The 18,480-nt window shown below is 45.2% G+C and carries 20 protein-coding genes; 7 read left to right on the top strand and 13 right to left on the bottom strand.

What is annotated here, in order from left to right; translation table 11 throughout:
* The first annotated feature begins 47 nt into the window (after positions 1-47).
* Positions 48-1,715 carry an ABC transporter substrate-binding protein gene (locus tag R7P80_RS13945; RefSeq protein ID WP_225491676.1) on the top strand — a complete coding sequence of 556 codons (1,668 nt, stop codon included), beginning with the start codon at positions 48-50 and terminating at the stop codon, positions 1,713-1,715.
* A gap of 75 nt (positions 1,716-1,790) precedes the next feature.
* On the opposite strand, the gene ompV is transcribed toward R7P80_RS13945, so the two are convergent.
* From ompV to R7P80_RS13925, 4 genes are all read right to left on the bottom strand, one after another.
* Entirely contained in the window at positions 1,791-2,567 is a 777-nt protein-coding gene (ompV, locus tag R7P80_RS13940; RefSeq protein ID WP_017635134.1) for an outer membrane protein OmpV, read from the bottom strand.
* Positions 2,568-2,789: 222 nt separating this feature from the next.
* The gene (locus R7P80_RS13935) at positions 2,790-3,323 is read right to left on the bottom strand and encodes a copper resistance protein NlpE (protein ID WP_225491677.1); all 534 of its coding nucleotides are present in this window, start codon (positions 3,321-3,323) and stop codon (positions 2,790-2,792) included.
* A 260-nt stretch (positions 3,324-3,583) separates the two neighbouring features.
* Positions 3,584-4,813, bottom strand: coding sequence for a glycine betaine/L-proline ABC transporter ATP-binding protein (locus tag R7P80_RS13930; RefSeq protein WP_225491678.1), 1,230 nt, complete (start codon positions 4,811-4,813; stop codon positions 3,584-3,586).
* The gene (locus R7P80_RS13925) at positions 4,806-5,705 is read right to left on the bottom strand and encodes an ABC transporter permease (protein ID WP_005373926.1); all 900 of its coding nucleotides are present in this window, start codon (positions 5,703-5,705) and stop codon (positions 4,806-4,808) included. The genes R7P80_RS13930 and R7P80_RS13925 overlap by 8 nt, the downstream gene beginning before the upstream one ends.
* Positions 5,706-6,205: 500 nt before the next feature.
* Between R7P80_RS13925 and R7P80_RS13920 the strand changes: the two genes are divergently transcribed.
* Genes R7P80_RS13920 through nqrM form a run of 3 tightly spaced genes read left to right on the top strand, consistent with a single transcriptional unit; the run spans position 6,206 to position 7,210 of the window.
* The gene (locus tag R7P80_RS13920) at positions 6,206-6,496 is read left to right on the top strand and encodes a DUF134 domain-containing protein (RefSeq protein WP_005373924.1); all 291 of its coding nucleotides are present in this window, start codon (positions 6,206-6,208) and stop codon (positions 6,494-6,496) included.
* Positions 6,493-6,999: a NifB/NifX family molybdenum-iron cluster-binding protein gene (locus R7P80_RS13915; protein WP_137282820.1), complete on the top strand. Its 507-nt coding sequence runs from the start codon at positions 6,493-6,495 to the stop codon at positions 6,997-6,999. The genes R7P80_RS13920 and R7P80_RS13915 overlap by 4 nt, the downstream gene beginning before the upstream one ends.
* 1 nt (position 7,000) lies before the next feature.
* A complete protein-coding gene (nqrM, locus tag R7P80_RS13910) occupies positions 7,001-7,210 on the top strand; it encodes a (Na+)-NQR maturation NqrM (RefSeq protein ID WP_017635136.1) in 210 nt (69 codons plus the stop codon).
* Here the strand turns inward: nqrM and R7P80_RS13905 are convergent.
* Positions 7,188-8,000 (bottom strand): aminoglycoside phosphotransferase family protein, encoded by an 813-nt coding sequence (locus R7P80_RS13905; protein ID WP_195723030.1) that lies wholly within the window; start codon positions 7,998-8,000, stop codon positions 7,188-7,190. The two genes, nqrM and R7P80_RS13905, sit on opposite strands and share 23 nt — an antisense overlap.
* 187 nt (positions 8,001-8,187) lie before the next feature.
* On the opposite strand from R7P80_RS13905, the gene R7P80_RS13900 reads away from it, so the two are divergent.
* A complete protein-coding gene (locus R7P80_RS13900) occupies positions 8,188-8,382 on the top strand; it encodes a hypothetical protein (RefSeq protein WP_005373920.1) in 195 nt (64 codons plus the stop codon).
* 75 nt (positions 8,383-8,457) lie between these two features.
* Here R7P80_RS13900 and fusA read toward each other — a convergent pair whose 3' ends face one another.
* The 5 genes from fusA to R7P80_RS13875 all read right to left on the bottom strand — a co-directional run bounded on the left by fusA (position 8,458) and on the right by R7P80_RS13875 (position 15,178).
* Entirely contained in the window at positions 8,458-10,482 is a 2,025-nt protein-coding gene (gene fusA / locus R7P80_RS13895; protein ID WP_154204193.1) for an elongation factor G, read from the bottom strand.
* Between the two features lie 293 nt (positions 10,483-10,775).
* Positions 10,776-11,768: an N-acetyl-D-Glu racemase DgcA gene (gene dgcA / locus R7P80_RS13890; protein ID WP_154204194.1), complete on the bottom strand. Its 993-nt coding sequence runs from the start codon at positions 11,766-11,768 to the stop codon at positions 10,776-10,778.
* 50 nt (positions 11,769-11,818) lie between these two features.
* A complete protein-coding gene (dgcN, locus tag R7P80_RS13885; RefSeq protein WP_225491692.1) occupies positions 11,819-12,823 on the bottom strand; it encodes an N-acetyltransferase DgcN in 1,005 nt (334 codons plus the stop codon).
* A 101-nt stretch (positions 12,824-12,924) separates the two neighbouring features.
* Positions 12,925-13,806, bottom strand: coding sequence for a LysR family transcriptional regulator (locus R7P80_RS13880; RefSeq protein WP_025767997.1), 882 nt, complete (start codon positions 13,804-13,806; stop codon positions 12,925-12,927).
* 163 nt (positions 13,807-13,969) lie between these two features.
* Entirely contained in the window at positions 13,970-15,178 is a 1,209-nt protein-coding gene (locus tag R7P80_RS13875) for an MFS transporter (protein ID WP_225491679.1), read from the bottom strand.
* 201 nt (positions 15,179-15,379) lie between these two features.
* Between R7P80_RS13875 and soxR the strand changes: the two genes are divergently transcribed.
* Positions 15,380-15,814 carry a redox-sensitive transcriptional activator SoxR gene (gene soxR / locus R7P80_RS13870; protein WP_005373898.1) on the top strand — a complete coding sequence of 145 codons (435 nt, stop codon included), beginning with the start codon at positions 15,380-15,382 and terminating at the stop codon, positions 15,812-15,814.
* 9 nt (positions 15,815-15,823) lie between these two features.
* Here soxR and R7P80_RS13865 read toward each other — a convergent pair whose 3' ends face one another.
* Entirely contained in the window at positions 15,824-16,219 is a 396-nt protein-coding gene (locus R7P80_RS13865; protein WP_005373896.1) for a DUF2391 family protein, read from the bottom strand.
* 13 nt (positions 16,220-16,232) lie between these two features.
* Complete coding sequence (locus R7P80_RS13860; RefSeq protein ID WP_005373890.1) at positions 16,233-17,078, bottom strand: tetratricopeptide repeat protein; 846 nt, start codon at positions 17,076-17,078, stop codon at positions 16,233-16,235.
* A gap of 200 nt (positions 17,079-17,278) precedes the next feature.
* Here R7P80_RS13860 and R7P80_RS13855 point away from each other — a divergent pair, with 200 nt between their 5' ends.
* Entirely contained in the window at positions 17,279-17,749 is a 471-nt protein-coding gene (locus R7P80_RS13855) for an ASCH domain-containing protein (protein ID WP_149192157.1), read from the top strand.
* A gap of 54 nt (positions 17,750-17,803) precedes the next feature.
* On the opposite strand, the gene R7P80_RS13850 is transcribed toward R7P80_RS13855, so the two are convergent.
* Positions 17,804-18,391 (bottom strand): class I SAM-dependent methyltransferase, encoded by a 588-nt coding sequence (locus R7P80_RS13850; RefSeq protein ID WP_017635142.1) that lies wholly within the window; start codon positions 18,389-18,391, stop codon positions 17,804-17,806.
* Positions 18,392-18,480 lie beyond the last annotated feature (89 nt).

Genomic DNA, 18,480 nt, shown 5'->3' with positions numbered 1-18,480 from the left:
GCGTCCTGTGCTATTTTTTTGCTTTGGAATAACTCTTAGGAATCTTTGTGAACGATGTCAATCTTAGGTATCTGGATCTACTGTTAAAGCACTTTGAACCTCACCAGTATCACCTTGTTACGCTTTCTGAGCTAGAAGCGGTGGTTTGCACGTCGAGGCGCAATGTTTCTATTGTGATGAAAAAGCTTGCCACTTACGATTGGGTCGATTGGCAACCTGCGATTGGCCGAAGTAACGCTAGCCGTCTCAGTATTAATATTTCCCTCCAACAAGCGATGACCGAGTTTTTGGTTGAGGAGCTTGGCAGAGGAAGAATGAACTCAATAACGAAACTTATTGATTGGTTCGGTCAAACCGCGGTTAGAGCACTAACTATCGCATCTGAAAAAGTGAATCGATTGAATGAATCAAATAACGCTATTTTGATTTCTTCTTACCCTTGGGTATCCAAAATCGACCCTGCGAATACTTACCGTCACACTGAATTACACGTCGCGAAAAGCGTTTATGACGTATTGCTGACCCAAAATTCCAATGGTGGTATCGAGCCATCGTTAGCACACGAATGGAAAATGGAAGGCAAGGTAATGACGTTATGGTTGCGGCCAGGCATATATCGCCATGATGGCGAGCCCCTTAACATACAGGATGTGGTTTGGAGTATAGAAAGACTTAGGGAGATAAAAGGACCAGTTCACGAGCTCTGGCAATGCATTGATAGCGTGGTTGCAGAAACATCTAACTGCTTAAAAATCATATTGAAGTATCCGAACAAGTTGTTTCCATACATGCTAGCAACTCCTCATGCGTCTATTCTGTGTCGAGATGTCGTCTCTTTCGGTTCTAGTTATTCCTACCACATAGGGACTGGGCCATTTAAAATCAGCGGCTGGAACCAGGAGAGTATGACTCTTGAAGCGCACAAAGAGTATTTTTCAGCACGCGCATTGTTAGATCAAATAACGCTGTCTCATGGTGATGTTAAAACCTTAAATATGTTGAGCTTTAACCAAAGCTCCGATCACGTTGAAGTGGAAAAAATTAGCGCATTTTCATATCTGACCTACCGCGAACGCGTGGAATCCCAACTCACAAAAGAGACTTGGTATCAACTCGCTGATTACATCCATGTGCAAAAGCAAATTTATGATGCGCCAAGTGCCGTTGACAGCATTCAGTTAGAGACTCACGAGCAAGATTTATCAATAACAGATGGTGTTGTGATACCTAAACTGAAAGGTAAAGTGGTATTAGCTGAACCTGTCTGGACGATTCCGAGTTTAATTCGTCATTCCGAATGGTTGCACAGTGTGATTCGTGCAACGGGATTAGAGTTAGAGATCATTGTTATTGATGACATTAGTTTTCCTGAGGTAGTGTCTCACCAAGCAGATTTGCTCTTCATTGAGGAAGTCATGGAAGCACCATTTGAATATGGCATCTTCGAATGGCTGTCGATAGCAACTGGACTGCGTTTTAGTTTTGATCAAAGCCAGATGTTAAGCCATAGAGAAAAGGTTCGCAGGGCGATGGCAGATGATCACTCGCTACAGTCTTTATTAAACCTAGAGAAAGCGCTGCGCGATCAGTACCTATATTTGCCTTTGTTTGTTGGCTACGAAGAAGTGACAAAAACACAGCAAGTGCGAGGTGTGCAGGTGAAGAATACAGGCTATAGCGATTTACATAGGTTATGGATTGCTCATTCACACTAGAGTCGGTGTTCAAGATTATGCAAATGTCCAACGCATAAAGCCATCGAAATGATGGCTTTATAAGGGCGTATCGGATTAGAAGTTGTACGACACACTTGCGCCAACAACCCATTGGTTTGCGCTATCAACGATAGAAGAGTCGCTGATACCGCTGCCTAGGCGCGTGTATTGTGTCATTTGGCTTACTTGCCAGTTGTCGTTGATTGGCATAACAAGTTTGTAGCCCACACCATAGCTTACCGTTGAATCACCTTTGTATGCTTTGCGGTTTGCGTTTGCTTCGCGTTGTTTTACACCAAAGTAGTAATCTACGTAGTCTTCACTTTGATAAGTTAGGTTAGCAAAAGGAACAAAATCAACACTACCGAATTTCATTATGTGGAAGTAAGTCGCGCCCGCTAAGTAACCTTTGTAAGCACCGCTGATATCGTGCTGAAGGTATGTAGAAATGACGTTGTTTTGATCCAGTGTAAAGTCTGCGTTTAAACCTAGATCGACGGCGAAACGGCGTTTATCTGTGCCTTTCAGGCTTTTCGCTGTATCACCGTCGCGCATTACACCGCTACCTACAAGGTAGGCACTCATGTTGATTAACTCATTGGTGTTACCGAAGAAGCGGTAGTTAATGCCACTTAGGTCGGCATTAAAGTCGTCACCATGGTAACCACCGTTGAGAATTGGTGCTGTATTATGCTTTTGATCTTTGAAAAGATCGCTGCCTTGAGCCACACCAGCTTCTACGTTCCAACCGCCTTCGTTGTTGTAGATGTTACCGTTACGAATGTAAGTATCGCCAGCGAAAGCTGAGCCAGCAGCTGTCAGAGTAAGTAGTGCAATTAATGTTTTTTTCATCATTTTTCCGAGTTGTTCTGTTTTGTTTTGAACACTGTACAAAATGACGTTGTAAGCATCTATCGGCAAAGCGTATGGAAATGTAATGAACAATCAGGGTAAGAAGCAGAATGTTGCTTCAGAATAGAAAGGTTGCTGGAATAGCTTTCGTTAAAACAGCGAAAAAATCCGAGCTGGGGTGGCTCGGATTTTGGGTATTTATCAGGTATTGATACTAGCTTCTTACTGTTTCGTTAAGTTGTATAGTGGTGCTAGGTCACCCGTTACTTTTTCGCCATTCATGTCTAGCTTCATAAGTACGTTTTCACCAGCAAAGTATTGGTTTGGTGCATCTTCATTTGTCAACGTTACGATGCTGCCATTTGCGTCCCAAGTGAATTGACCTTCAGATTTTGATTGACCGTCTTCTTTGTCTTGGTAGCTTTCTTCAAGTACGTAAGTGCCATCTTGATTTAGTGTGATGGTCATATCGATACCAGCACAATCCGCGCAAGGTAGTGTTCCTTTGTAGGTGCCGTTCCAGTCCAGAGCACTTTGTGCGTTGTGTTCAGAGTCTACAAATGTCTCTTCAGTAATTACCTGTTCTTCTTCTACTGGTAACGTGTCAATTGTCTCAGTCGTAACGTCTGCACTGGTGGTGACTTCAGTTTCCGTTGCCTGAGGTACTTCAACTGCGCTTGTTTCGGCAGGTTTCTCATCTTGACAGCCTGCAAGAATGATTACCGCGCCTGTTAGTGCCAACATTGTCTTTTTCATTTTATCCCTCTTTAAATCAAGATTTTGTATGAGAGTAATAGTAGACATTTATCGAGGATTTGCGTCATCAAAAAGCAATAGAATGATCTAACTATGTCAATAAAACCGGATATGAGCATGAAATTGTCAGGAAAATCAGAACAATGTAAATGTTGCTTTGGGTATCAAGCTTGAGCCCACAGACAAATATCTAAAAGGGGATTGTGAGCGAGTTAATTGATAACAGCCCACATTGTTGTGAGCTGTATTATCAACATCATCTAAGAAACGTTATTGAAGCTTGAGCGTGAAGTGCCTCGTTTTGTGCTTCGTTGATCAGAAAACAGCTCCGCAATAACCTGACGATTTAATTCGCCTTTCAAATTGCCGTGCTTATCGATGACGGGCAGTGAATATTCACACGACATGACTTCAGTCAGCACTTGCTCAATGGCTAAATGTGGAGAGATGATAGGCACCTCTTCATAGATATCATCACGCCAATCTGATATATGAGTTAACTTCGCTGCGTTTAGCAATCCTTGCTGTGTTATCACGCCTTGATAGCCTGCATTGGTCTCATGGTAGGCATAATCACGTTTAACACGTTTCATTTCACTTAGTGCATCTTCAATGGTTTCAGCGCGAACACAGTACGAAGGTGGCTGCATCAGCGTTTCGACTGTCAGTGCTCGCGCTCTATTGACGTCTTTTACAAAGGCTTCAACGTACTCATCGGCAGGATGCAGTAAAATTTCGTCTGGTGAACCTTGTTGGACAAGTTCACCGTCTTTAAGAATCGCGATGCGATCGCCAAGTCGAAGCGCTTCATCTAAATCATGAGTAATGAAAATAATGGTTTTGTGCAGCTTCTGTTGCAGCTCTACCAGCTGATCTTGCATTTCGCTCCGAATCAGAGGGTCCAATGCTGAAAAAGCCTCGTCCATCAACAGTATTTCGGCGTCGGTAGCCAGTGCCCGTGCAAGGCCCACACGCTGTTGCTGTCCACCCGATAGTTGAGCAGGATACTGGTGCTTATAACCCGTCAGTCCAACGGTTTCTAACCATTCATTTGCTTTTTCTAAGCGCGCCTCTTTATTCATTCCCTGAACTTCCAAACCATATGCGATGTTGTCGATAACAGTGCGATGAGGCAGTAAGCCAAAGCGTTGGAACACCATAGACATCTTGTGACGGCGAAACTGTTCAAGTTCTTTGTTAGAAAGTTGCATGACATCCACCCCTTCTACCAAGATCTGCCCCATGGTTGGATCGATTAATCGGTTGAAGTGGCGAATCATGGTGGATTTTCCAGAACCGGATAACCCCATAATGACAAAAATTTCACCCTTTTGAATTTGCAGGTTGATGTCTTTTAGTCCGACCGTATGGCCCGTTTCCGCTAAAACCTGCTCTTTACTATGTCCCAACTTAACGCGCTCAATCACGCTATTGGGCTTGGGGCCGAAGATTTTATACAGACCGCTGATTTCGATAAGTGGACTAGTCATGTTTTGAGTCTCCTAAATGAGCTTGAGTGCGTTTCGCATACGCTTGTGAAGCACGATCAAAAAGGATTGCTAGGGCGACAATTGCTAAACCATTGAGAAGACCAAGAGTGAAATATTGATTGGTAATAGACTTTAGAACAGGCTGACCTAAACCTTTTACCCCAATCATTGATGCGATGACCACCATTGACAGTGCCATCATGATCGTTTGGTTAATTCCCGCCATGATGGTTGGCATTGCAAGCGGAAGCTGAACCCCAAAAAGCCGTTGCCGAGTGCTGGCACCAAATGCGGTTGCGGCTTCCAATACTTCTTTATCAACTAGACGAATGCCCAAATTGGTTAAACGAATAACCGGTGGAATCGCGTAGATCACTACTGCGATAAGGCCAGGAATTTTCCCGATGCCCAATAACATCACAACTGGAATGAGATACACAAATGCCGGCATGGTTTGCATGACGTCGAGTAATGGTGTTACCACCGACTGAATGCGATTAGAGCGCGCCATAGCGATGCCGATAGGGATACCAAGTGCTATGGCAAGCATAGTACATACAGTGATGATACTGAGCGTGCGCATAGTGTCTTCCCACATTCCAAAATAGCCAATCAGAATCAGCGAACCAAAACATGCAGCGGCCAGTTTCCAAGAGCGGCTGGCGGCATAAACGAGAGTGGTGCAGACACCTAAAATAATGAACCAAGGTGTAGAAATCAGAAGTTTTTCAAACCAGACAAGAAAAGCAAGGAGCGGATCAAACAGAGACTCAATGAGTTCACCATACTCGCGAGAGAAATCTCTATAGGCGCCGTCGAGTGTTTTGCGAATCGCCCTGAGATCAGAGGCATCCATTTCCGGGAATTCGCTGAGCCAATTTGAGTCAGACATATGTACTTCCTTTTTCTGATATACCTAAGCGCTCTCAAGAAACTTAATTTGGCAAGAAGAGTAGGGCACCTAGGCCAAGTAATGGTCGTTCGACAGGTTCTGTATCGAAAGTATTACCCTTTAAGCTCAGGCCAATGTCGTCAAACTTCTCTTTTTCGTTCTTTAGGTATACATCCTTTTAAATAAAACAATCATTAGTGTTCAAACTAATGATTTGCTTGGATTATAGTTTTTCTTCTTCAATAAAATGAACACATTAGCGTGTATTTGTATGAAAAATCTGCGCAAACTAACGTTTTTATTATCCGGTTAATTAGAATTGATCTTTTTGTTCGTTTGTCATCAAAATTCCTAAATTATTAGATGTCTAATTAATGCTGATGTATTACGTATTTGTCGTGTTGATTTTTGCAAACTTAGTTTATTGGCATATGCTAAAAATGTTATTGGCATATGCCAGTTTAAGGCGTAATTTGACTCTGTGTTTTTGAGGGACAATGATGGCAAGACCAAAGATAGAAAGACGAATATGCGGACGTGCGGCTCACCACTGCTTTAAGCCCAATGGCATTCCATTTAATCAGTTGGAGCAAGTCGCCATATTACCAGAAGAGTTAGAAGCGCTACGTTTAGCCGACTTAGAGGGGCTTAGCCAGCAGCAAGCTGCGGAGCAGATGGGCGTTTCTAGACAAACTTTTGGTAACACAGTAAAAAGTGCAAGATTGAAAGTCGCAAAAAGTTTAGTTGAAGGTCATGCATTAGTTTTTCCGAATGAGGAGTCAAACTTATGATTTATGCTATTCCTAATGATGGTGAGCGGGTGGCAAACCACTTTGTAAAAGCACCATACATCGCTATTTATTCTGATACTGACGGTATGCTAAAAAACTTAGCGAACATTGCTTCTATGCCACAAGCGGGTTGCAATGCGAAGTCTCAGTTGATTCAGTCTCTACAAGGGTACAATGTGGATGCTGTTCTTGTGCGAAATATTGGTGAACGTGTATTGGCAAAGCTACTTAGCAGTGGCACGCCAGTATTTAGGCTGTCTACTCGTAGTTCCTTGGAAGATGTGCTTGCGGTTCCAAGAGAGCCTTTGATTGAGCCCTCTCAAGGACGCCCATCAAACAATCATAAGAAAAGTGTTCACCAACAAAAAGGCGGCTGCGGCTCCTGTGGTTGTGGTGGCCAAAAATCAAAACCCTCCTTGTTGGCAAGACCTAAAGCGCTACTCAAAGCAACATCTAGCCCTGCTATACTTAAGCTAGAGTCGATGGCTAATAAGGCAGGTTAATATGGTTTGGTTATTTACCTTTCTTGGTTTTCTCGCAATCATTTTGTTGATGTCACTTGGCGTCATTTTTCACAACAAGCGCATTCAAGGGAGTTGTGGTGGTTTGAATAATGTCGGCGTTGACAAGGTGTGCAATTGTGAAACCTCATGCGCAGAACCTGAAAGGCGTTTATATCAAATCTCAGAGCCTAACTCATCACCTGAGCGCTAAGGCTTTTGGCCCATTGCGGCAAGGTTTGCCGAAACCAGTCCAAATATTTGCTGGTCTGCGGATTCTCTCTGGAGACCAGTATGTTGACTACCTCGACAACGATCCACGCTTTTGCTAGTCCGATATCGCGCGCCAATTCTGTTGTTTCACCTTTCTCTGCGCACTCTATATACTTGCCTGCTACGTTCAAGTAATCATCAAATGTGCCCATGCCCTCGATGAGCGGCGCTAAATCTATCGCGACATGCCCTGTAGAAAAGCGTTCCCAGTCGAACAGCACTAGCTCGCCATTTTCGCGCTGTCCCCAGTTTCCAGCATTCGAGTCTCCGGAGATCAAGTTCTGTCCATCGAAAAGATGCGCCGATCGTTGTTGGAGGTTGTGGAAGAACTGCTCTGTCTCTGAGCCCAGTTCAAGTGTAGCGAGTGCTTGTTGAGTCGCTTGTGGTGTCCACTGGTGGCGGTGATAAACACCATTTGATGTTGGTGGAAGTTGGTGCAGTTTGACGAGTTGTTCAATGACTCGATCATCTTCAAGTAAGAATGCTTGCTCGACTGCGTGGGGAACGTATTCAATGTGCAGAACGTTTTTCTGGTCGTCGAATTGAATCAAGCGCGGTACGTGTATTCCAAGCGCGTTAAACTGTTCGGCATAGCGTTGATAAAACGCGACTTCTATTTGAGTAGGGTTACGTTTTTCTATTACTTGGACGCCATCTTTTTCGATGAGAAAAACTTTGGCACTGCCCATTTGGTTGAGTTCTTGCTGCGACACCGGACTTCCTGTCTTCATGTAGAGAGAGCTCACCTTAATCGCTGCACTCACGTTTGCCAATAGCCACGACAAAGTGCCTCAAAAATATTAAATGCAACTGTTTAAATATGATTTTGTCGTTGGTGTCTAAATTTTACACAGTTACGCCTGTACTCCGATAAATTCGTTCTACGCTTACTATTCGTCTTAATAAAGGAGAACCAAAATGGCTGTAATGAAGCAGGATATTCCAAATCGTGTAACGGTTTACCATGACAATATCGATCAAGAACAAGAGCTGAAAAATGCGATGCTGCCAGAGAAACCGCGCTACTTTAACGGTGCTCCGACTTACAAAGCGAACAGCATCGAAGAGTTTGAAAGCAAAATCAGTCAGATAGGTTTGTCTCTCGATAAATAATTTTTCTTTTACCTAAAAGCGCCCTCAAAATGAGGGCGCTTTTTTATTTGTATGATTGATTTGAATCGTAGGGAATTAACCTTGTTGTGCACTGCCTTGGCAGACTTGCTTCTGCACTGCTGGTGGCGCGGGCTCGTAATGGCTTAAGGTCATACTAAAGCTGCCTTCGCCACCGGTGATGGAGCGTAATCGACGAGCGTAATCTTGCAGCTCGTTTACTGGTGACTTGGCTCTGAGTAAGGTGAAGCTGCTGTCGATTGGCTCGGTGCCTTCGATCAAGCCTCGGTTTCCAGATAAATCACCAGAAACATCGCCAACGTTCGCGGTTGGGATGTGCAGTTCCATCTGGACAATGGGTTCTAGCACAATAGGATCGGCGTTGTTAATCGCATCTAAAAAGGCTTTCTTACCTGCGATGACAAATGCAATTTCTTTCGAATCGACGGAGTGATATTTACCGTCATAAACGGTGACTTCCACATCCTTAATTGGGTTGCCAGAAATCGCGCCTTCCTCTAACGCTTGCAAAATACCTTTTTCAACAGCAGGAATGAGCGCGGTTGGAATGGCGCCACCCACCACTTTGTTGATGAACTTAAATCCGGCGCCACGCTCGAGTGGACGAACCTTCAATTGCACTTCACCAAACTGGCCTGCACCGCCACTTTGTTTTTTGTGTCGATAATGCCCTTCGGCAGGTTTGGTGATGGTTTCAAAGTACTCGACGCTTGGTTGGCAGGTTTCGACGTCCAGTTTGTACACGTTCGCCATCTTTTCTAATGCGACTTTGAGGTGAAACTCCCCTTGTCCGCTGATGATGGTTTCGTTGGTGCGAGCGCGATGTTCGATGCGCAGCGAAGGATCTTCACTGGCGATTTTATTCAGCACATCTCCTAATTTTTGCTCATCTCCACGCTTAAGAGGCTTCAAGCACAAAGAATACATGGAGTCAGGAAGGTCCAACGTTTTGAGTTGAACTCCATCTTCTTCGTGAGAGTCATGAACGATTGAATCGAATTCGAGATCATCCACTTTGGCTAAAACGCAGAAGTCGCCTGCAAGCGCGCGAGGGATCTCGGTTCTATCTTTGCCCTGCAGTTGATATAAGTGCCCAACTTTAAATGCCTTGTTGCTTTCGCCAATATAAAGCTGGCTGCCCGCATTGATTTCACCCTGATACACACGTAAGTAGGCAAGTTTTCCCATATATGGGTCGACGCTGACTTTGTACACGTGTGCGACGGTGTGCTCTAAGGTTTCGCAATTTACTTTGATTTTTTTGCCGTTCTTTTCCAGTAGAGGAGGGTTACCCTCGTTTGGCATGGGCATGATCTCCGCCAAGGTGCGCAGCAGCAACTCGACGCCCGCGCCGGTTTGTGCTGAGACAAAACAGACCGGAATCACATGTCCAGTTCTCAGTGCTTCTTCAAACGGATCATGCAGTTGCTCTGCGGTGAGTTCGGAGCCTTGTTCCAGATACAGTTCCATCAGTTCTTCATCGACTTCGATGACTTGGTCAATTAAGGTCTCATGAGCTTCATCTACCGTTGCAAGTAAGGTTTCTCGTCCCAATTCTGGTTCGAAATAGCAGTCAACTACAGATTCCCCGTCAGCCGAAGGTAAGTTGATCGGCAAGCAGTGGTCACCAAAATGCTCAACGATGTTCTCCATCAATCTTTCTAACTGATTACCGTGGTTATCGAGCTTATTGATGATGATCATCTGACATTTTTGCTGCTCTTTAGCAAAGGTGAATAAGCGATCGGAAGTTTGGTTAAGTGGGGTTTGAGGGGCGATGACAAGGGCAGATGTTTCAACGGCAGGAAAAACGCTGATAGTACGGCCAAGTAACTCGTTTTGTCCCGGAGTGTCGATGATATTGAGCCGGTGTTTATTCCAGCGCAGTGCGACTGGCGTTGCTTCAATACTGTGTTGATATTGGATGGATTGAGGGTCGAAGTCGGTAACGGTATCGCCTTTTTCTACGCTGCCTAAATGGTGCGTGGCATCGCAGGTGAAGAGCAGTTTTTCTATCAGCGTGGTTTTACCGGTCCCGGTTTGGCCGACAAAAGCGATATTGCGTATTTTGTTGATAGGCATAGAGCCTCCTTGCAAGATGGCGTGAAAAACCTACGAATTGCTAGGAAGTGGGTTGTTATAGAAACCCACGCACTGCATTGGAGTAGGGCGGGATTACCGCCTATTCGTTTTCCACGTCATTTTCCGGATGACTCGATGCATAAGACCACCTTCTTGGACTACTGGAATCTTAGCATGCCTCAATAACCATATAATTTATGTGACTTATTTCATGATGGGGCTGATTGTTTTTTAATCGATATCATAAACTCAGAGGTTCTGACTTTTGGAGCAAAACCTCTGGATTGTTTAGGCTATTTGGAAAGAACGATTTCGCCGTCGCGATAAACCAAGCTTGGCGTTACATCTTGTCCGAGCAACACCGGGCCATCAAGATCGACAACGCTTGCCTGAGCAGCAATGGGTAAGGCAGCACGCATCGCCAGCGACGTCCCCAACATACAACCGGACATGAGGCTAAAACCGAGTTTTTGGGCGTCGTCGGCTAATAATAGTGCCTCAGTGAGCCCACCTGTTTTATCTAGCTTAATGTTCACCATTTCATATTTGCCAACCAGCTGATGCAATTGCTCTCTGGTGTGACAACTTTCATCGGCGCAAAGTGGAATGGGGTGCGGAATGCTAGCGAGTACGTCATCGCAGTCTTGTGGCAACGGTTGTTCGATCATGGTGATGTCTAGCGGTTCGAGTTGAGCAAATACTGTCGCGAGATCGAGGCCTTGCCACGCTTCATTCGCATCTAAAACAATTTGCGCGTGCGGCGCGGCATCGCGTACTGCTGCAACGCGCTCAATCACGTTTTCACCATCCAGTTTTACCTTAAGCAGTTTTGCGCCTTGGCTAAGGTAAGCTTGTGCCTGTTTTGCCATCGCTTGCGGCGTGTCGATAGAAACCGTCATCGCCGTCACAATCGCCTCTGGTAACGTAAAGAGGTCGTTAACCTGCTGCTTGTGGCTCAAAAGCGCGTGAAGATGCCAAAGGGCGCAATCCAATGCATTTCTTGCCGCCCCTGCGGGTAATAACGATTGAAGCTGGCTTTTGAGAACCATGACATCAGCTTCGCCTTTGGCATACAAACTTTGCAGTTCATGTGCGGCGTGAGAAATCGCCTTAATCACCGATTCAACCGATTCACCATAACGAGGGTATGGCGTGCATTCACCTTGGGCGGTCATGCCTCGATGTTCAATGGTCACTCGGACTACGTGGCACTCTGTCCGACTGCCGCGAGAGATGCGAAATGGTGTCGCCATGGCAAGCGTGACAGGTTCTACATGAATTTTCATCTCACTAGTTTTCCCTAAACCACAGTTATTTTCTAAACCGTAAATGTTTCTTAAATCGTAAGGAGCCTATCTGCAACCGCATCAACGCCAAAACGTACAGGGTCGGTGACGGGCACTTGGTATTTGTCGCTCCAATCCTGGCATAACTGGGCAGCATCTTCTTCGCTGAGCGCCGAAGTGTTTAAGCAAATACCCACTAATTGAGCGTTTGGATTTGTTAGGCGAGCAGCGGCCAGATTCGCTTCTATCGTTTGTTCAATGGTTGGCAAGCTCGCATGTGGTAAGTTGCGGATGTGCGGGCGACCAATCTCATGGCACAGTATCAGAGCGTCAGCTTGTGCGCCGTGAAGTAAGCCCAAACTTACGCCAGCAAATGAAGGGTTAAACAATGAACCTTGCCCTTCGATGATGTCCCAATCGTGATCGGTGAACTCAGGGCTGATCGCTTCTACTGCGCCGGAGATAAAATCGGCAACTACAGCATCAATCGAAATACCACTGCCTGCGATGAGAATTCCGGTTTGACCCGTTGCTTTGAACTCTGCACGACAGTTTTTACGCTTCAATGCATGCTCAATGGCAAGGGCAGAGTACATTTTGCCAACGGAGCAATCTGTTCCTACAGTAAGTACTCGCTTGCCTGCACGAGCTTTGCCATTGCCGACCTTGAGCGGGGCATCATAATGGCGAACATCATACAGTTTGGTTAATCCGCGTTGTTCTAGATCGGCAAGAGGAGAAAATTCCGCCAAACGTTGATGCATGCCCGATGCAATTTCAAATCCCATCTCTGCCGCTTCAAGTAAGGTTGCTTGCCAAGCTTCGGGAATGACGCCTCCTGGATTTGCCGTGCCGAGCACCAGCGTTTTTGCTCCTTGCTGCTGCGCTTGTTGTATTGTCATGTCGGTTAAACCAAGCGATACGGTTTCTGGCGTCAGGCGGATTTGGCCAAGGCAAATCTCAGGTCGCCATTGGTAAATGCCACGCGCGGTTTTTGCTGCAAGTGGATCGGTTACATCGCCAAGAAAAAGTAGGTAAGGTTGAGCAATTTGCATGATGGTTCCCTTCGTCATCGTTATTGCTCATTAATTTAGCCAGACTGATTTAGGAAACCGAATGCTTATTTGTTAGGCAGGTATAACTTCAGGTTATACCTTTAAACCATCTGTTGTTTTAGAGCGGTGATAAATTGCTTTGTCGCAATGGATTGAGGTGTGTGCTCTGCGAATAAAATAGAGACAGAGAAGGACATATTTGGCTCCAAAGCATGCACGGAAACGGCATTATCTTGGCGATATTGTTTTGCAGTCCAAGGGTCTACAATCGCGAATCCTGCTTCGTTTTTCACCAGTTCAGCCGCCGCGGAGTAGCTGCGGACGGTAATGGCATGTTGATAATGCTCGTCACGCGCTGACAAGGTTTGATGTAACAGCAAGCCCAGAGGGTCTCGGCTATCTAAACCGATAATGGGTAAATCGTGACTGATGAGTTCTTCTAAAATGACGGTTTTTTCTGCGGGTATCGCTGCGCTTTTAGGAGCGATCAGTGCTAAGTTTTCTTTCAATAACACGTGCCCCATGATCGCTGGTGGTGTTTCTTCACCGAACGCAATGGCGACATCCAGTTCATGTTTCAGTAATCCTGAGCACAGCTCATCGCGATTGGCCGTTAATAGCTCAAAGGAGATGCCGTGCTCTTTCGACAACAACGCGACAGTCGGCGCTAACAAGTGCGCGGCCAAAACAGGCGGGGCACCGACTCGTAAATGTTGAGTTCCCTGTTTGACTTTGTTGGTCAGAGAGCGAAATTGTCCGAGTTGTTGATAGACTTTTTCAGCCTCTGGCAATAAGGCTTTGGCTTCTTGAGTGGGAACGAGGCGACCTTTTACACGCTCAAATAAAGCGAAGCTCAGTTGTTGTTCTGTATGGGCGAGAACTCGAGTGACATTAGGTTGGGAAACGTGCAGTAAGCGAGCCGCGCCTGACACCGTTCCTGCTTGCATAATGGCGTAAAAGACTTCTAATTGCCTTAAGTTCACTGCGATTTCCCCCTGCTCATGTTGGTCACCTCAGAATACCCAACCTTGCTGATAAGCGATAGAGGCAAAAGTGCTGGCGTAAAAAATAGGAAGACGATGTTGGTTGCCTTCTTAATCTCGCTTTTTCAATTTCTCAACTTCTCAACTTCTCAACTTCTATGCTTCACTTTGCTGCTGCATGAAGGGGCAGGTCGTTAAACGGCTCGACGTCTCGGCTGAGTAATCCCATCAAAACCACTGCTAACACCATGACAACAGCTGCTATTGCAAAACCGTATTGTGTTAGCTCGTAATGACTTAACATCGCGATTAACACGTAACTGAGAGATTGAATGGTGGTGGCAAACATGCTGATGCCGCCATCGACGCGACCTCGTTGATGAACCGCTACGGTATGATGCATCCAGTTGACTCTCGCAATGCGATTTAGCGCGTTAAATACGCCAAACAGCGCCGTAAACAATAAGATGGTCAGCGGGCTCATCGCAAAACTCATACCGATAAGCGCAAAAGAGACCATAACCATCGAAGCGAACATAATGTGGCTATGGGAGGCACGGCTTAGCACTTTGGTGACAATAAAGCCGGTTAGCAACGAGCCGAGGCCAAAACTGATGTTGAACCCTGCAAACCAATCGCCAGAGATGCCTTGTTCAGAAAACCAAATCGGCACCAGTTTGCTCAAATACGTCAATGTAGGATAAGAGAGGCAAGAGAGCAGAATAAAGCCATAAAATCGAGGTTCGAGACGGAATATTTGTTTGCTCTCTTTGAGTTGCGCGATGAAAGCAACGGATTTTGATGCCCTTAATTGTTGGGTATAAGGCGTCAGAATATAGAACATCGCTGCTAACGCAGAGGCGCTGGCCGCAAACAAAGCAAACTCTTTCATACCCCACATTTCAAGCAAAACAATACCCAACGCGCCAGCTCCGAGGGTTGTGGATTGCATTACAATTTCTTGCTGACCCGAAATTTTCGCATACTCATGGTGCTGATAATTTTCTTGGGTGAAGGCGTTGTTGGTCGTCCATGCAAAATTACTCGAAACCCAATACACCAATTGTGCAAAAGCCAGTAACCAGTGTGACTCAAACCCTAACCAATAAGCAATGAACACCACCAAAGCCATACCCGATTGAATCCATTGATTGAGCACGAGTAGTACTTTGCGTGAATGTCGGTCAATTAAAGTGGAAAAGAAAGGCGTTGCTAGAAAAGAAATCGCGGTGCAGCTCAGAGAAACTAAAGCGACGAATGTACCCATGTTAGGTTCGGAAAGCATGACCCATGGCAGCGCCATCATGAATAAGCCAGAGGAGATACTGTCGAAGAAGCGGCCAGCTAAGTACGGCTGAGTTTTATTTTTCATTATGTTTGCCTCTAACTCCCGATGTATTTCAAAAGGTTGATGTCCAACTGTCTTGTGTTTAACAACCAAGTCGTTCGCGCTGAACACATTATCTTGAGCTCGCCGGGGTTTAGCGTTAATTAAGATGGTGCAACTTTAAAACCTCAAGTAAACTTGAGGTAAAGCGTTTTTTTAACAAAATTGATATACAGGGAGTCAAGGATGGAAATCAGCGTAGGAGAAGTGGCAAAACGTTCTGGAGTGAAAGTATCTGCCCTACATTTTTACGAGCAAAAAGGACTGATTTCGAGTTGGAGAAATCAAGGTAATCAGCGTCGCTACCATCGCAGTGTGTTGCGCCGTGTTGCGGTGATCAAAGCAGCGCAGCAAGTTGGGTTGTCGTTAGAAGAAATTAAACATGCGTTAGATGAACTGCCGAAACACCAAGCCCCTAACAAAGCGCAATGGGAAGAAATGGCAAGCCATTGGCATGAACAGTTAGAACAAAAGATTCAAAAACTTAAAGCGTTGCAAAACGATTTAGGCGGATGCATTGGCTGCGGGTGCTTGTCGTTAGAAACCTGCGCACTGCGAAACCCAGAAGATGTATTAGGGAAAGACCACTCGGGGTCGAACTTAACGTTAGAAGAAGAGTAGCGATTATCTCTATTCTTTGTCGAAACTGTCGACTACGATCGCGCCCATCGAAGCAGGCATTGTGATGACGATAACGCGCTTTATCGCAACCAAAGGCTCATTCATGAGTGGCAGCTTATCAAGACAGAAAAGAACTAACGCTACCACAACTGCCGCAATGAGGTACGCGATAACCACACGAAAAATAAAGATGGATACGCGATTCTTGATGTGGCTTTGAAACACGCTTTGATACGCGAAAAAACTGAGGAAAATGACAGAAAGACTTAACAGCATGAGCAAGTTTGCCATTGGTAGGCTCTCACCCAATCGCCACGCTTCCTCCGAAAATGAGATCGGGACTGCTAGGGCAAAAGCGCCAACCAATACTTGGCTAGCGTCTTCTAGATTAAAGTGGCTGCTCATGCTGTTTATTCCATTATTCGCTTGCTAGATGTAAGAGCTTTTCAAAACGCTCATTACCGTGCAGCAATTCGAGGTCTCGTTCTTCGGCAAGTAAATCACGAATGGATGGGCTGTATTCAATTGCGCGTTCCAAGTCTTCAATAGCTTGCTCTTCGATACCAAGGCGAGAGTATGCACACGCGCGTTGATACAGTGCAGGGCCGTTGGTGTAATCGACTTCAAGTACGCGGTTACAAATGCTAAGTGCCCAATGGTATTCGTTGATTTCCATCGCTGCGTCGGCTTTGTAAGTCAACGCTTCTAAATCACCTGGACGAATTAATAAGATTTCATCATAGATCTCAATACGTTGTTCTGGAGTTTGAGAGCTTTGTGCACGTAGCCATAAGTTATGGATCTCGTTGATTTTCTCAATCTCTTTGTTGTTTTCGCTGATAATGCGAGTTTTGCGTTTTAAATCTCGCTCAAGGGCGACAAACTTTTTCTCGTATTCTTGGGCGATCTTCTCCAATCGTTTATCAGCCATCTCTTTGGTGTTGTGTTTAAACTCGCGCAGAGATTGCCATCCGACAAAGGCAATCAGCGATGCGACACCAGCAATGATGTAGAAGAAGTATGTAACGGTCACGTTGGCATAGTTCAACGATTTATCTGCGACCGTTAGCTCGCGATCGGTGATCTCTGTGATCATTCGCTTTTCTAGGCTTTGATAGTCCTGACGCAGCGCTTTTAGTTCATCTAAAATATAGCGTTCCATTAATGGTCTATCTAACAGATCCGATTCTGAATACTTTTCCTCCGATGCCATTGTTGGCAAGGCAAGTATCAGCGAGAAAAAAATACCAATAAATAAGCGCATATAACGTCCTTTCACGAGAAGAGTACAGATAGACCATGCAACAATAGCAAATAGCACAAACGTTTAGCAAAGTTATTACAAAAGAAATAACAGTCGTCTTCGTAGAAGTCATATTCTTGTTGTTTTTCAGTTTGTTCCTGATGGTTATTTGTTGTGATATCTTTTATCCTCCTTGCGAATTTATGATTAATGGAGTGAGCATGGACGCGCGAGCTAAGGATTACTTAGAACAATTCCTAGAATTATTATCACCAGAACAAAGGGAAGCTGTACCATCAGTCAGTGCTGACTATTATTGTGCCGATGAATACAACGCGAATGTATGCGCAGATTTGGTTCGTATTGGACAGAAAACTGCATCGTGCAGTTTGGAGCTTTGGTATCGAGAGCATGGTGAAATCATGCCCCAAGTCGGTCATTTACAAGTAGTGACGAATTGGGATGGGGACCCGGTTTGCGTGATACGAATTACTGACGTAAGTACATGCAAATATGAGGATGTAACCGCAGAGTTTGCCTTCGCAGAAGGCGAAGGTGATAGAACCTTAAACTGGTGGCGTGATGCTCATACTGCATTTTTTAAAGCTGAATGCGATGAGTTGAACATCGCTTGGCATGAGAAACGTACGCTGGTTTTAGAGCGTTTTGAAGTGGTGTATCCCGTCAATTAATCTCTGATAGCAGCACTGATTTGAAGTGCTGCTTTCTTTACTGAGAGACCATTTTTAGCGCTTTCGAGCGGTCACACTAAACATGTGCCAATGTTTTTGGCTTCCGACTACAGTGGTCCCGTCTTCATCTCTTTCATGCAATGAAATGAGGTCGTAACCTTCGAATAAGCTTTCCACTTCCTTTTTTGTTAATGCGGTAATGTTTGGGTGCATTTCGGAGGTAACCCAGGAGTCTTTCACTCCCAAGAAATCGCCGGAGAAGATACCGCCCGGTTGTAATGCGCTGTCTATTTTTGTCCAGACTTGTTTGAAGCCTGTGTCAGGGCAAAAGAACAAACTGGCATTTGCGATAACCAAGCTGCACTTAGGGTAATTAAATTCAGTAAAACAGCACTGCGAAACCGAAAATCGTTTATTACCTTCAAAGCGTGTTAAACAAGTTTTTACTGCATTTTCATTGCTATCACATGCGTGAACCTTAAATCCCTGTTCGAGGAGAAAGTGGCTGTCTCGACCTATTCCGCAGCCAATATCGAGAGCGACTTTGCCTTCTATCTTAAGTAGGTTCAGGGCATTTTCCACGTTTGGGCGGTGAGGTTGGCTTAAAATTTTCTGATAGTATTCATTCCATTGCGCTGGCATTGAACTTCCTTATGTTGGTTGTGTCCCCTGCCCAAAACTAGCGTCCATTTTGTTTTGCTTGACTGGGGAGGTTTGCAGTATTGGCAGCT

The organism is Vibrio sp. 2092, from assembly GCF_033339635.1.
Lineage (GTDB): Bacteria > Pseudomonadota > Gammaproteobacteria > Enterobacterales > Vibrionaceae > Vibrio > Vibrio alginolyticus.
The sequence above is the reverse complement of the archived record's forward strand: the minus strand, read 5'-3'. Positions and strand labels throughout refer to the sequence as shown.

What these genes read in the sequence shown, in the direction of transcription:
- R7P80_RS13850 (WP_017635142.1), bottom strand. Translation starts at nt 18,391, where the DNA reads ATGCCAGCGCAATGGAATGAATACTATCAGAAAATTTTAAGCCAACCT.
- R7P80_RS13865 (WP_005373896.1), bottom strand. Translation starts at nt 16,219, where the DNA reads ATGAGCAGCCACTTTAATCTAGAAGACGCTAGCCAAGTATTGGTTGGC.
- dgcA (WP_154204194.1), bottom strand. Translation starts at nt 11,768, where the DNA reads ATGAAAATTCATGTAGAACCTGTCACGCTTGCCATGGCGACACCATTT.
- R7P80_RS13930 (WP_225491678.1), bottom strand. Translation starts at nt 4,813, where the DNA reads ATGACTAGTCCACTTATCGAAATCAGCGGTCTGTATAAAATCTTCGGC.
- R7P80_RS13855 (WP_149192157.1), top strand. Translation starts at nt 17,279, where the DNA reads ATGGACGCGCGAGCTAAGGATTACTTAGAACAATTCCTAGAATTATTA.
- R7P80_RS13860 (WP_005373890.1), bottom strand. Translation starts at nt 17,078, where the DNA reads ATGCGCTTATTTATTGGTATTTTTTTCTCGCTGATACTTGCCTTGCCA.
- R7P80_RS13920 (WP_005373924.1), top strand. Translation starts at nt 6,206, where the DNA reads ATGGCAAGACCAAAGATAGAAAGACGAATATGCGGACGTGCGGCTCAC.
- R7P80_RS13875 (WP_225491679.1), bottom strand. Translation starts at nt 15,178, where the DNA reads ATGAAAAATAAAACTCAGCCGTACTTAGCTGGCCGCTTCTTCGACAGT.
- nqrM (WP_017635136.1), top strand. Translation starts at nt 7,001, where the DNA reads ATGGTTTGGTTATTTACCTTTCTTGGTTTTCTCGCAATCATTTTGTTG.
- soxR (WP_005373898.1), top strand. Translation starts at nt 15,380, where the DNA reads ATGGAAATCAGCGTAGGAGAAGTGGCAAAACGTTCTGGAGTGAAAGTA.
- R7P80_RS13925 (WP_005373926.1), bottom strand. Translation starts at nt 5,705, where the DNA reads ATGTCTGACTCAAATTGGCTCAGCGAATTCCCGGAAATGGATGCCTCT.
- dgcN (WP_225491692.1), bottom strand. Translation starts at nt 12,823, where the DNA reads ATGCAAATTGCTCAACCTTACCTACTTTTTCTTGGCGATGTAACCGAT.
- ompV (WP_017635134.1), bottom strand. Translation starts at nt 2,567, where the DNA reads ATGAAAAAAACATTAATTGCACTACTTACTCTGACAGCTGCTGGCTCA.
- R7P80_RS13905 (WP_195723030.1), bottom strand. Translation starts at nt 8,000, where the DNA reads ATGAAGACAGGAAGTCCGGTGTCGCAGCAAGAACTCAACCAAATGGGC.
- R7P80_RS13935 (WP_225491677.1), bottom strand. Translation starts at nt 3,323, where the DNA reads ATGAAAAAGACAATGTTGGCACTAACAGGCGCGGTAATCATTCTTGCA.
- R7P80_RS13915 (WP_137282820.1), top strand. Translation starts at nt 6,493, where the DNA reads ATGATTTATGCTATTCCTAATGATGGTGAGCGGGTGGCAAACCACTTT.
- R7P80_RS13900 (WP_005373920.1), top strand. Translation starts at nt 8,188, where the DNA reads ATGGCTGTAATGAAGCAGGATATTCCAAATCGTGTAACGGTTTACCAT.
- fusA (WP_154204193.1), bottom strand. Translation starts at nt 10,482, where the DNA reads ATGCCTATCAACAAAATACGCAATATCGCTTTTGTCGGCCAAACCGGG.